Origin of the sequence: Sphingomonas sp. HITSZ_GF (genome assembly GCF_029543155.1) — a bacterium.
GTDB lineage: Bacteria > Pseudomonadota > Alphaproteobacteria > Sphingomonadales > Sphingomonadaceae > Sphingomonas.
In genome coordinates, this window is the sequence record NZ_JARQXA010000001.1 from 75,733 (window position 1) to 88,518 (window position 12,786).

Genomic DNA, 12,786 nt, shown 5'->3' on the forward strand with positions numbered 1-12,786 from the left:
GATGGCCCGGCCCCTGAAGCTAGACCCTGACCGGCTGTTCCCGGCGGAGGACCGCACGCGGGATATCGCGCGTGCGCTCTATGCCGAAGTGGCCGGGCTGCCGATCATCAGCCCGCACGGGCACACCGATCCGACCTGGTTCTCGACCAACGCCAACTGGTCGAACGCCACCGAGCTGCTGCTTTCGCCGGATCATTACATCTACCGCATGCTCTATTCGCAGGGCGTCTCGCTCGACGATCTCTGCGTGCCGAGCAAGGCGGGCATGCCCGGGACCGATCCGCGCGAGGCGTGGCGGACCTTTGCCCAGCACACCTATCTGTTCCGCGGCACGCCTTCGGCGATGTGGCTGGGCCATGTGTTCGGCGAGGTGTTCGGCTTTGACGTCGCGCTCGATGCCTCCACCGCCGATCACTATTACGACACGATCAACGCCAAGCTGGCGACCGACGCGTTCAAGCCGCGCGCGCTGTTCGATCGCTTCAACATCGGCTTCCTCGCCACCACCGAGGGCCCGCAGGACGACCTGTCGCCGCACCATGCGATCCACAACAGCGGCTGGGGAGGCCGGGTGGTCACCACCTATCGCCCGGACGCGGTGATCGACGTCGAGCACGAGCAGTTCGCCGGAGCGATGAAGATTTTCGCCGAGAAGACCGGCGAGGACGTGTATAGCTGGGACGGCTATCTGGCCGCGCACCGCAAGCGCCGCGCCGATTTCCGCGCCGCCGGCGCGACTGCGACCGATCACGGACACCCGACCGCGGCCACCGCAAACCTGAGCAAGGACGAAGCCGAGCGGCTGTTCCGCACGATCCTGTCCGACAGCTGGACCCCGGCCGATGCCGAGCTGTTCCGCGCGCAGATGCTGACCGAGATGGCGGCGATGAGCGTCGAGGACGGGATGGTGATGCAGATCCATCCGGGCAGTTTCCGCAACCACAATGGCGGGCTGTTCGCGAGCCATGGTCGCGACAAGGGCGCGGACATCCCGATGCGCACCGATTACGTGCACGCGCTCAAGCCGCTGCTCGACCGGTTCGGTACAAGCACCGAGCTCTCGATCATCCTCTTCACGCTCGACGAGACTGTCTATGCCCGCGAGCTGGCGCCGCTGGCCGGCCATTATCCGTGCCTGAAGCTGGGGCCCAGCTGGTGGTTCCACGACAGCCCCGAGGGCATGCGCCGCTTCCGCGAGCAGGTGACCGAGACCGCCGGCTTCTACAACACCGTCGGCTTCAACGACGACACCCGTGCCTTCCTGTCGATCCCCGCGCGCCACGACGTCGCCCGGCGGATCGACTGCGGCTTCCTCGCCCGGCTGGTCGCCGAGGGGCGGCTGCTCGACTGGGAAGCGGCGGAACTGGCGCACGAGCTCACCAACGGGCTGGTGCGCAAGGCGTACAGGCTCGACGAGGCACCGCGGCGCGCCGAGGCGGCCTGATCCATTCACAGGGGCAATCCCCAGGCCCGGTCGCCCCGCCGGACAGATGTAGAGGAAGTGTCATGAAGATCGCGCTGATCACCGAGAACAGCCAGGCCGCCAAGAACGGCATCATCCACGACGCGCTGACCGGCGTCGCCGAGCCGCTGGGCCACCAGGTCTTCAACTACGGCATGTACTCGGCCGAGGACGAGGCCTCGCTGACCTATGTCATGAACGGCCTGCTCGCCGGCATCCTGCTCAACTCGGGCGCGGCCGACTTCGTCGTCACCGGCTGCGGCACCGGCATGGGATCGATGCTCGCCTGCAATGCGATGCCCGGCGTGTTCTGCGGCCTGGTGATCGATCCGACGGATGCCTTCCTGTTCGGCCAGATCAACGACGGCAACGCGATCTCGATGCCCTATGCCAAGGGCTTCGGCTGGGCCGCCGAGCTGAACCTGCGCGACGTCTATGCCAAGCTGTTCGACGGCGAGCGCGGCCTCGGCTACCCCAAGGAACGCGCCGAGATCATGCGCAAGAACCGCGGTATCCTGAAGGACCTCAAGGCGGTGACCTGCAACGACATGCTGACCGTGCTCAAGAATGTCGACCAGGACCTGCTGCGCGCCGCGATCGCCGGCGAGAAGTTCGCCGAGTATTTCTACGCCAATTCGCAGGATGCCGAGATCAGCGCCTATCTCAAGGGCCTGACCCAGGGCGCACGCGAAGCCGAGCCCGCCTGAACCTCCTCGCCGCTGGGAGCCCCGCCATGTTCGACCGGACCTATTACGCCACGCACCCCGACATGATGGAGTGCGTTTCGAACGAGGAACTCCGCGACCGCTACCTGATCACGGACCTGTTCCGGGAAGGCGAAGTCGTGCTGAACTACACCCATGCCGATCGCATGGTGATCGGCGGGGCGACGCCGGGCACGGGCAGCGTCAAGCTGCCCGACCAGACCGAGCCGGCATCGGCGGCGGGGCATCCGTTCCTCGAGCGCCGCGAACTGGCAGTGGTCAATATCGGCGAGTCGGGCACCGTCACGGTCGATGGCGAGGCGTTCGCGCTGGGCAACAAGGATTGCCTGTACGTGACGATGGGCGCGGCGGACGTGCAGTTCGCCGGGGCCGGCGCGCGCTACTATCTGGTGTCGTGCCCGGCGCACAAGGCGTTCACCACGCGCAAGCTGGGCATCGCGGATGCCAACCGGCTGGACCGTGGCTCGCTCGAGGAATCGAACGAGCGTTCGATCTACCAGCTCGTCATTCCCGGCATCTGCGACAGTGCGCAGCTGGTGATGGGACTGACCACGCTCAAGCCTGGGTCGGTGTGGAATACCATGCCGTGCCACGTCCATGAGCGGCGCTCGGAAATCTATCTCTACACCGATCTCGGCGAGAGCGACCGCGTCTTCCATTATATGGGCGAACCCGACGCGCTGCGCCACATCGTGATCGCGAACCAGGAAGCGGTGATCTCGCCGCCCTGGTCGGTGCACATGGGTTCGGGCACGCGCGCCTATACCTTCATCTGGGCGATGGCGGGCGAGAACCAGGATTATACCGACATGAACGTTATGGACATCTGCCAGCTGGCTTGAGCCATCTCAACTCCCCTCCCGCTTGCGGGAGGGGCTGGGGGAGGGCGTGTTCCTCCCCAACGCATTACAGACCCTCCCCCGACCCCTCCCGCAAGCGGGAGGGGAGCGATGGCGGCGAGGATGGGAGTTTAGAATGACCAATCCCTTCGATCTTTCCGGCAAGGTTGCCGTAGTCACCGGCGCGAACACCGGCATCGGCCAGGGCATTGCGCTGGCGCTCGCCGCCGCGGGTGCGGACATCGCCGCGGTGGGCCGCACGCCGGCCAAGGAGACGGTGGCGAAGGCGCGGGCGCTCGGCCGCAAGGCGGAGATCATCTCGGCCGATCTCTCGTCGATCGAGCCTGTGGACAGGGTTGTGGGCGAAGCTGTGGAAAAGCTCGGCGGGCTCGACATCCTGGTCAACAATGCCGGCATCATCCGCCGTGCCGACAGCCTCGATTTCACCGAGGAGGATTGGGATGCGGTGATCGACACCAATTTGAAGTCGGTATTCTTCCTCTGCCAGGCGGCGGCGAAGCACATGGTGACCCGAGGCAAGGGCAAGATCATCAACATCGCCTCGATGCTCACCTTCCAAGGTGGCATCCGCGTGCCGAGCTACACTGCGTCCAAGTCGGGCATCGGCGGCCTCACCAAGCTGATGGCGAACGAGTGGGCGGCCAAGGGCATCAACGTCAACGCGATCGCGCCGGGCTATATCGCCACCAACAACACCGCCGCACTCCAGGCAGATGAGGCGCGCAACCGCTCGATCATGGAGCGCATCCCGGCGGGCCGCTGGGGCGATCCGGCGGACATGGGCGGCGCGGCGGTGTTCCTCGCCTCCTCGGCCTCGGACTATGTCCAAGGGCATATCCTGGCCGTCGATGGCGGGTGGCTGGCACGATGACCATCGCCTTTTTCGGGGAACTGATGTTGCGGCTCTCGCCCCCGGGGCGCGAGCTTCTCCTGCAGACGCCGAAGCTCGAAGTGAATGTCGGCGGTGCCGAGGCGAATGTCGCCACCGGGCTGGCGTGCCTGGGCCACAAGGTCCGCATGATCTCGGCCGTTGCCGACAATCCGCTGGGCGGCGCGGTGATCGGCGAACTGCGCCGGCGCGGGGTCGACACTTCGACCGTGGTTTCTGAAGCTGGCCGGTTGGGCCTGTATTTTCTGACGCCCGGTGCGGGGCTGCGCGCTTCCGAGGTGGTCTATGACCGGGCATATTCGGTGTTCGCCCAGCGTCCCGCTGAAAGCTGGGACTGGGACGTGCTGCTCGCAGGCGCGAAGCGGCTGCACCTGTCGGGCATCACCCCGGCGCTCGGCCACAACACCGCCACCGCCGCGATCGCCGCGGCCGAGGCTGCGGGCGCCAGGGGCATTCCGGTATCGTTCGACGGCAATTACCGCGCGAAGCTGTGGGAAAGCTGGGACAGCGATCCCAAGGCCGTGTTGACCCGGCTGATCGGCCATGCCGACCTGCTGTTCGGCAACCATCGCGACATCTCGCTGCTGCTCGGCAGGCAATTCTCGGGAGACGGCCCCGATCGCCGGCGCGAAGCGGCGGAGGCGGCCTTTGCCGCGTTCCCCAAGCTCCAGACCATCGCCAACACTGCGCGCCATGTCGACGATGCCGACAGCCACCGCGTCTCGGCGCGGGTGGATACGCGTGCGGGCGGCTACCAGACCGACGAAGTGCTGATCGCCGGAATCGTCGATCGCATCGGCGCGGGCGATGCCTTCGCAGCTGGCGTGCTGCACGGCCTGATCGAGAGCGGCGGAGACGCCAAGGTGGCGGCACATGCGGGACTTGCGCTCACCGCGTTAAAACATTCGCTACCAGGCGATGCGAGCCTGTTTTCGCGCGCCGATCTGGCAGCGTTTGGGGAAGGCGGGCTCGACGTCCGCCGATGATCGGTCAGAGGTGAAAAATCACCCTGGCTGCATGGGGGTGGCCGATGGGAGAGACTTTCGCGATTGCCGCGGAGCCGGCGCTTGAACGACGTGAATTGAATGATTTGCGGCGTGCTTATGGCATCGATGCGTTGTTCGAGCGCGAACTGCACGAAGCCTGGCGGTTCCTCGAACCGCATATGAGCAGCGTGGCCCGCGAGTTGCTCGAACGGCGAGGCGGCGGGCCGGTGCCCGATTCGGTCGTCGAGGCGCGAGTCGAATATGCGCGCGCCAAGATGTCGCAGCCGATCGACGAAGCCTGGATCGCGCTGCTCACAGCCGAGGCCGACCGCGTCGCCGAGGGCGGGCTCGAATTCTCCACCGTCGCGGCCTCGATGCTGGCAGCGCAGATGCGTGGTCATGCGGTCTTTTTCGAGCTTTGCGACGATGTCGCCCAGCTCGAGCGGCTGACCCGCGCGACGCAGCGGCTGGGCGTCATCGAGTTCGAGATCATCGCGAGCCGGCTGCGGCAAATCGCCCGGCAGCGCGCCCAGGCACTGCGCCGGCAGGAATTGAGCCAGGTCCGCTCCGAGCTCAGCGAGTCGATCGCCAGCACCGCGCGAGCAAGCCGCGAGATCGCGCAGTTTACCGAGACGACCGCGGCAGACCTGCTCGGGCTGCGCAAGCCGGCCACCGAAGTTGCCTCCGCGGCGGATCAGGCGGCAGTGGCGATGGGCGAGTCTGCGCGAAACGCGGCTGGGCTGATCGCTGCCTATGAACGGGCGCGGATCGATGCCCAGGCAGCCGCCGAAGTGGCCGGCAATGCCGATGCCATCGCGATAAAGGGCAAGGAAAGCGCCGAGAGCCTCGCCGCGCACAATGCCCGGATCGAAGGCGTCGTCACCTTGATCTCGCGCGTCGCCTACCAGACCAAATTGCTCGCGCTGAACGCCAGCATCGAGGCGGCGCGGGCAGGCGATAGCGGGCGCGGCTTTGCGGTGGTGGCGCAGGAAGTGCGCACGCTGGCCGATCAGGCGGCCAACGCCACCGGCGACATCACCGCGACGATCCGCGAGGCGCAGGCCGCGAGCGGCGCGATGGCCGATACCAACCGCGCCATCCTGGGCGTGGTAACCGAGCTGCTGGCGCGGGTGCGTGCTGTTTCGGGCGAGATGGAAACGCAGATGGCGACCGTCTCGGGAATCCTCGCCTCGATCGACGAGACCGCCGTCTCCTCACGCGAGATCGCGGTGCTGATCGCGACGATCAGCGATCAGGTGGGGCGGCTGGCCAGCGAGGCGGAAGCAGCGGGGCGCCAAGCGGCGCTTACCCGCGAGGCGATTGGCCGGATCGAGGAAGCGACAGGGCACATAATGACGGGAGCGGATCAATGAGTGGCGTAACGCGGCGTTCGGTGGTGGCGGGCGGCATGGCGCTGGCGGCGGCGCCGCTGGTGGCACGGGCTGCAGCCGGTGATGCCGTGGTAGAGACGCGGGCAGGGCAGTTCGAGGGCGATCGCATCGATGGCGGCATGCTGCGTTTCCGCGGCATCCGTTATGGCAACGCGCCACGCTTCCGCGCGCCCGTGGCCTTCGCTACGCCCGGCCAGCGCGTGCCGGCGCACGAATATGGCCCGATCTGTCCGCAGGGGAAGGGCGGGCAGGCCGCCTCCGAAGACTGCCTGTTTCTCAACGTCTGGACGCACGGCGCCAGCACGGCCGCCAAGCGCCCGGTGATGCTCTACATCCATGGCGGCGCCTATTCGAACGGCACCGTCACCGTGCCGCTCAACGACGGCGCGAAGCTCGCGGCGGCCAAGGACGTGGTGGTGGTGACGGTCAATCACCGGCTCAATGCGCTCGGTTATCTCTATCTCGCCCGCTTCGATCCGCGCTTCGCCGACAGCGGCAATCTGGGGCAGCTCGATCTGATCCTCGCGCTGCAATGGGTGCGCGACAATATCGCCGCGTTCGGTGGCGATCCCCGGCGGGTGTTTGTGTTCGGCCAGTCGGGCGGCGGCGCCAAGATCGCCACGCTGATGGGCATGCCGGCGGCCAAGGGGCTGTTCCACTCCGCCGCGACGATGAGCGGGCAGCAGGTCACCGCTTCGGGCCCGATGAACGCGACGAAGCGCGCCCAGGCCTATCTGGCGAAGCTGGGGGTGAAGGAGGACAATCTCCAGCCTTTGCTAGACATGCCCGTGGAGAAGCTGGTCGGTGCGCTCGATGCGACCGATCCGATCCTGGGCGGCGGCGTCTATTTCGGGCCGGTGCTCGACATGAAATGGCTGACGCGCCACCCGTTCTGGCCCGATGCCAATCCGCAGAGCCTGTCGATCCCGATGATCCTGGGCAACACGCATGACGAGACACGCGCCTTCATCGATCCCAATTCGGCCAAGGTGAAGGGACTGACCTGGGACAATGTCGCCGCGCGGATGGCCCCCGAGCTGCGCATGGACCTGCTGCCCGAATGGGTGGTGGGGCAGTATCGCGCCCATTTCCCCAAGGATACGCCCGAGCAGCTCTTCTACCGCGCCACCACCGCGGGGCGGAGCTGGCCAGGCCAGTGGCTCGAGGCGGATGCCCGCGCCGCGGCGGGGGCCAGGGCCACCTGGGTCTATCAGGTCGACTACCAGTCGCCGACCCAGCCTGAGCGCGGCGCACCGCATACGATGGACATCGCACTCGCCTTCGGAACGCTCGATGCGCCGGGGTCCTTCACCGGCACGGGCCCGGCAGCGCAGAAGCTCAGCGGACAGGTGATGGGCGCGTTCGCCGCGCTGGCGCGCACCGGGCGACCGGTGGCCGAGGGACTGGCGCCCTGGACGCCCTATACGCTGGCCAATCGCGCGACGATGGTGTTCGACACCGCCAGCCGCGTCGTGAACGATCCGCGCAAATGGGAGCGGGAGCTGTGGGGCAGGGTGCCGTACATCCAGCCCGGATCATGATCTGACACCGGTTACCTGATCGCGTTGTCCACAAAGCCGTATCGCTTTGTCCCGCGAGCCATTATGTTCATGAAAATGGAGAGAACCGGAAAGCCCACGATCAACGACGTGGCCCGCATCGCCGGCGTGTCGAAGAAGACCGTCAGCCGGGTGATCAATCGCTCGCCTCTGCTCAACGGCGATACCCGCGCCAAGGTGGAGCAGGTGATCGCCGAGCTGGGCTATGTCCCCAATGTCCAGGCGCGCGCGCTGGCACTGCGCCGCAACTTCCTGATCGGGCTGATCCACGACAATCCCAACGCGCAGATGGTGATGAACGTGCAGGCCGGCATGCTCGAGGCGATGCGCGACACCGAGTTCGAGCTGATCGTGCGCCCGATCGACCGCGGCAGCTCGACCATGCTGGAGGACGTGCGCAACTTCCTCGAGCGCCAGCGCCTCTACGGCGTAATGTTCCTGCCGCCGGTCTCGGAGAACGAGATGGTGGCCGAGCTCTGCCGCGAGCTGGGCATCCGCTATGTCCGCATGGGATCGGCGACGCTCGACGAGAATGAGCACATGGTCGCCTCGAACGATTGCGATGTGGTCACCGAGGCGGTGAACCACCTGATCTCGCTCGGCCATCGCCGCATCGGGCTGATCGCCGGGCCGCACGGCTTCCGCTCTGCGCGCGAACGCAGGAAAGGCTTTGAGAACGCGCTGGAGGAGGCGGGGATCAAGCTGCCGCGCAGCCTTATCGCGGACGGAAACTACACCTTCGAGACCGGGCTGGCCGCCGCCGACCGGCTGCTCGACCTGTCGCCGCGCCCGACCGCGATCTTCGCCTCGAACGACGAGATGGCGGCCGCAACGCTCCACGCCGCGCGCCGGCGCGGGATGAGCGTGCCCGAGGACCTGTCGATCATCGGCTTCGACGATACCGCCATCGCCTCGCACATCTGGCCGCCGATGACGACGGTGCACTGGCCGATCATCTCGATGGCACGCTCCGCAGCGCTCAAACTGCTCGCCGATTTCTTCGGGGATGACGGCAATGCGGTGGAGGAACCCTCGCTATTCCCCTCCACCCTGATCCACCGCGCCTCGGTCGCGCCGCCGCGCGAAGGCTAGCGCCGGGCACGCTGCACGGCGCGATTTCCCCGATGTTGCTGAAATGCCGCAATCGTTCGATTGTGACATTTTGTCAATGACACCGGTTGACATAAGCGCGTTCCCGCGAGATCAATAGTGTGAACAAGCGTGGCTGAGACGCTTGCGCCCAAGCGGACACCAAGATTCGCAAAGGGGGCGTGGGAGGGGGCAAGTCGCGACATGGCGGTTTCTTGCGGAACGACGGAAGTCGTCATCCGCATTGCTGTGTCGTACCCTGATTCCGGGCTCCAATGGGCGCATCGACCAGTGCTTGTCGATGACAATTGGGGAGGAATCGATGCTTTCTAACGCTGACACTCTGGCTGTGCGCCGCTCGGCGCTGCGCGGCACGACGGCGCTGGGTGCGCTCGGCATGGCGCTGCTGATGGCGACGCCGGCCTGGGCGCAGACCGCCGACACGGGCGCCGCCGCCGCGCAGGAAGCGCCGCAGACCGATGAGCAGGCGCAGACCGAGGGCCAGACCATCGTTGTCACCGGTTTCCGCGCCTCGCTCGCCAATTCGGTGAACATCAAGAAGAACTCGAACCAGATTGTCGACGCGATCACCGCCGAGGACATCGCCGACTTCCCGGACGCCAACCTGGCGGAATCGATCCAGCGCCTTCCGGGCGTCTCGATCGACCGCGACAATGGCGAGGGCCGCACGATCACCGTGCGCGGCCTGGGCGGCGACTTCCAGGCGGTGCGCCTCAACGGCGCCGACGCGCAGAACATTGCGGGCGGCAACCAGTCCGACGCCGGCGCGAACCGTTCGCGCGGCTTCGACTTCAACACCTTCGCCTCGGAGCTGTTCGGCGGCATCAAGGTGACCAAGTCGACCGCGGCGGAGAATGACGAAGGCTCGCTGGGCGCGATCATCGACCTGACCACCGGCCGGCCGCTCTCGTACAAGAAGAACCGCTTCGCTCTGGGCGCCGAGGCCGAATATCGCGAGAACGGCAAGAGCTGGAACCCGCGCTTCACCGGCCTCGCCTCGGTCCATGTCACCGACAATTTCGGCATCCTGGTCTCCGGCGCGTACCAGAAGCAGGAGCAGCAGATCGATTCCTACCGCCGCAACATCGGCGTGTTCGAATATACCTATCGCAACTCGGCGATCGCGGGCGTGACGCCGGCGGTCTATGGTTTCGCCCGCCCGAGCAACCAGGGCACCGGCGCCACCTATGGCTCGGACCCGACGGCCTATGCCGCGATCACCCCGACCACGATCATCCCGGGCCTGCCCTCGATCGGCCGCCAGTATCTCGACTATGAGCGGATCGGCGCCACCGCGACGCTGCAGTGGAAGCCGAGCTCGGGCACCGAGATCATCCTCGACGGCGTGTTCTCGCGCTACGATCAGAACAGCGACAGCACCGGCATCACGCCGATCGGCCTGAACCGCAACGGCACCAATGCCCGCGTCCTTGGCGTCGGCACCGCGGGCCTGCGCGCCATCGGCACCGCCAATGGCTATGCCGACCGTGTCGCGCTCTATGCCAATTGCGTGCCCAGCGCGACGATCGACTGCAATGGCGACCAGGCCGGCAACGGCGTGGGCCAGACCCCGCTGGCCGGCTATTTCAACAGCCTCAACCCGAACAACCTGAACCCGTACGACTATTACAACAACCCGGCCTCGCCGGGCTATGTCGCGAGCACGCAGCAGATCGGCTATTACAACGAGCTGCTCGGCCGCCCGAACACCAAGATCCGTGCAGCGCACGTCAACGGCGCCAACCAGGCCGATTACATGGTGCTCGACGATGTCGACTGGCGCAGCTTCTCCGACACGCAGTTCGGCCGGACCGACTTCAAGCAGGTGACGCTGAACGTGCACCAGGAGTTCGCCCCGAACTTCTATGCCGACGCCACCGGCGGCTGGTCCAAGTCCGAATTCCGCGCCTATGGCACGCTCACCGAATTCAACGCGATCGACCAGGACAATTACGTCTTCGACGACCGGGATGGCGGCAAGATGCCGGTGTTCAGCCCGGGCTTCGACGTGGCCAATCCGAACAGCTGGACGCTGGTGAAGGGTCTCTCGACGATCCGCTACTTCACCAACAGCGTGGACAACGAGTTCAAGGTGGCGCGCGTCAACTTCACCTTCGACGCGTTGCCCGAGATGTCGATCAAGTTCGGCGGCACCGCGAAGGAATTCACCTATGTCGGCGACCAGGGGCGCCGCACCCAGTCGATCGAGGCGATCAATCCGACGCTTGCCGAAGCGCATCTGAACATCACCGACCTCGGCCGAACGATCAATTTCGGCCAGGGCCTGAGCGTCCCGGCGGGCACGCCGACCAGCTATTATGCGCCGGACACCCAGAAGTTCATCAACCAGTTCGGCATCAACTGCAATTGCGTGAACAAGTGGGGCGACTTCCGCGCCTCGGTCGACGGCCGCCAGAAGGGCGGCGTGACCGAGCAGGACGTGTCGGGCTATTTCCAGGTCGACTACAACCTCAACCTGCTCGGCCGCCCGCTGCGCGGCAATGCCGGCCTGCGCATCGCCAATACCCGCGTGTTCGGCTCGGGCAATGTCGGCGGCGCGGACGGCGTCTCGGGCCTCGCGGTGACCGCCAAGAACGAATATTGGGACTGGCTGCCCTCGATGAACGCGAACTGGGAGGTGATGGACAATCTGCTCGTCCGCTTCGCCGCCTCGAAGGTGATGTCGCGCCCGCAGCTTGCCAGCCTGACGCCGGGCACCACCGCGTTCAGCTCGAGCCTCGCCACCAGCGGCGCGGCGCCGTCGCTAACCGTGGGCAACCCCTATCTCAACCCGTTCCGCGCGACCAATCTCGACCTCAGCGTCGAGAAGTACTTCACGCATAACGGCCTGATCGCGGTAAACCTGTTCAAGAAGAACATCGAGAGCTTCCCGCAGCAGGTCGCGCTTGAGGCACCGCTCTCGGCGGTGTTCGAGCCGGCGGTGTACCAGCAGGTGCTGGGCTTCATCACCAATGCCGCGCTCAACGCCTACACGGTCAACGGCGGCACCTGGGCGATCCGCCAGTTCCAGGATGCGCCGGGTGGCGAGATCAAGGGCGTGGAAGTCAATCTGCAGAGCGACTTCTTCTTCCTGCCGGGCTTCCTGAAGCATTTCGGCGTGATCGCGAACTACACGCACATCGAATCGAACCTGAGCTATCTGACGGGCACGGTGCTCAACACCACCACCGCAGTCTCGGGCACGGCGGTGAACACCTATGCCGAGGGGCCGTTCCTCAACACCTCGCCGGACGCGTTCAACGCGACGCTCTATTATGAGGACAGCAAGTTCTCGGCGCGCGTCTCGGGTGCCTATCGCACCCGCTATGTGAACCGCTTCCCGCTGGCGAGCGGCACCTGCTCGGTGGGCACCACCACCGTGGCGGGCGGCCCGTGCAACTCGCCGGTGTTCGCGGACTTCGGCTATAACGAGGACCAGCTGAACATCGATTTCGCAGTCTCGTACAACGTGACCAAGTTCGCCAAGCTCTCGCTCGAGGGCCGCAACATGACCAACGAACCGCAGTACCGCACCATGTATGCGGCGAACCCGGTGACCCAGACCTATGCCAGCACCGGCCGGATCATCACCGCTGGCCTGCGCATGATCTTCTGATCCTTCGGGGGAGGGGGTGGGGCGGTGCCGCCTGGCGCCGCTCCATTCTCGATCCCGACAGGTGTTCCCATGATACTGGCCGGCGCTCGCCTCCGAGCGCCGGCATTTTTGTGTCCAGGCCCTGCGCCCTGCGGCGCCACATCTCCGTCATCCCGGCGAAAGCCGGGATCTCGTGCGGCTCCTGTCCC

The 12,786-nt window shown here is 66.2% G+C and carries 9 protein-coding genes; all 9 read left to right on the forward strand.

The annotated features are described in order from the left end of the window. Position 1 precedes the first annotated feature (1 nt). The 9 genes from uxaC to P6144_RS00480 all read left to right on the forward strand — a co-directional run bounded on the left by uxaC (position 2) and on the right by P6144_RS00480 (position 12,598). On the forward strand, positions 2 to 1,444 hold the full coding sequence (gene uxaC, locus P6144_RS00440; protein ID WP_277765755.1) for a glucuronate isomerase: 1,443 nt from the start codon (positions 2 to 4) through the stop codon (positions 1,442 to 1,444). Positions 1,445 to 1,506: 62 nt separating this feature from the next. After that, positions 1,507 to 2,169: an RpiB/LacA/LacB family sugar-phosphate isomerase gene (locus tag P6144_RS00445; protein WP_277765756.1), complete on the forward strand. Its 663-nt coding sequence runs from the start codon at positions 1,507 to 1,509 to the stop codon at positions 2,167 to 2,169. 26 nt (positions 2,170 to 2,195) lie between these two features. Then, positions 2,196 to 3,029 carry a 5-dehydro-4-deoxy-D-glucuronate isomerase gene (gene kduI, locus P6144_RS00450; RefSeq protein WP_277765757.1) on the forward strand — a complete coding sequence of 278 codons (834 nt, stop codon included), beginning with the start codon at positions 2,196 to 2,198 and terminating at the stop codon, positions 3,027 to 3,029. Between the two features lie 133 nt (positions 3,030 to 3,162). Further along, the gene (gene kduD / locus P6144_RS00455; RefSeq protein WP_277765758.1) at positions 3,163 to 3,918 is read left to right on the forward strand and encodes a 2-dehydro-3-deoxy-D-gluconate 5-dehydrogenase KduD; all 756 of its coding nucleotides are present in this window, start codon (positions 3,163 to 3,165) and stop codon (positions 3,916 to 3,918) included. Next, positions 3,915 to 4,922, forward strand: coding sequence for a sugar kinase (locus P6144_RS00460; RefSeq protein WP_277765759.1), 1,008 nt, complete (start codon positions 3,915 to 3,917; stop codon positions 4,920 to 4,922). The genes kduD and P6144_RS00460 overlap by 4 nt, the downstream gene beginning before the upstream one ends. 95 nt (positions 4,923 to 5,017) lie before the next feature. Further along, positions 5,018 to 6,295, forward strand: coding sequence for a methyl-accepting chemotaxis protein (locus P6144_RS00465; protein WP_277765760.1), 1,278 nt, complete (start codon positions 5,018 to 5,020; stop codon positions 6,293 to 6,295). Then, on the forward strand, positions 6,292 to 7,854 hold the full coding sequence (locus tag P6144_RS00470; protein ID WP_277765761.1) for a carboxylesterase/lipase family protein: 1,563 nt from the start codon (positions 6,292 to 6,294) through the stop codon (positions 7,852 to 7,854). The genes P6144_RS00465 and P6144_RS00470 overlap by 4 nt, the downstream gene beginning before the upstream one ends. A gap of 75 nt (positions 7,855 to 7,929) precedes the next feature. Beyond that, entirely contained in the window at positions 7,930 to 8,964 is a 1,035-nt protein-coding gene (locus P6144_RS00475) for a LacI family DNA-binding transcriptional regulator (RefSeq protein WP_277765762.1), read from the forward strand. Positions 8,965 to 9,283: 319 nt separating this feature from the next. Beyond that, entirely contained in the window at positions 9,284 to 12,598 is a 3,315-nt protein-coding gene (locus P6144_RS00480) for a TonB-dependent receptor (protein ID WP_277765763.1), read from the forward strand. Positions 12,599 to 12,786 lie beyond the last annotated feature (188 nt).

Coding starts and splice junctions, on each gene's coding strand:
- P6144_RS00460 (WP_277765759.1), top strand. CDS start 3,915: ATGACCATCGCCTTTTTCGGGGAACTGATGTTGCGGCTCTCGCCCCCG.
- P6144_RS00475 (WP_277765762.1), top strand. CDS start 7,930: ATGGAGAGAACCGGAAAGCCCACGATCAACGACGTGGCCCGCATCGCC.
- P6144_RS00470 (WP_277765761.1), top strand. CDS start 6,292: ATGAGTGGCGTAACGCGGCGTTCGGTGGTGGCGGGCGGCATGGCGCTG.
- kduD (WP_277765758.1), top strand. CDS start 3,163: ATGACCAATCCCTTCGATCTTTCCGGCAAGGTTGCCGTAGTCACCGGC.
- kduI (WP_277765757.1), top strand. CDS start 2,196: ATGTTCGACCGGACCTATTACGCCACGCACCCCGACATGATGGAGTGC.
- uxaC (WP_277765755.1), top strand. CDS start 2: ATGGCCCGGCCCCTGAAGCTAGACCCTGACCGGCTGTTCCCGGCGGAG.
- P6144_RS00480 (WP_277765763.1), top strand. CDS start 9,284: ATGCTTTCTAACGCTGACACTCTGGCTGTGCGCCGCTCGGCGCTGCGC.
- P6144_RS00445 (WP_277765756.1), top strand. CDS start 1,507: ATGAAGATCGCGCTGATCACCGAGAACAGCCAGGCCGCCAAGAACGGC.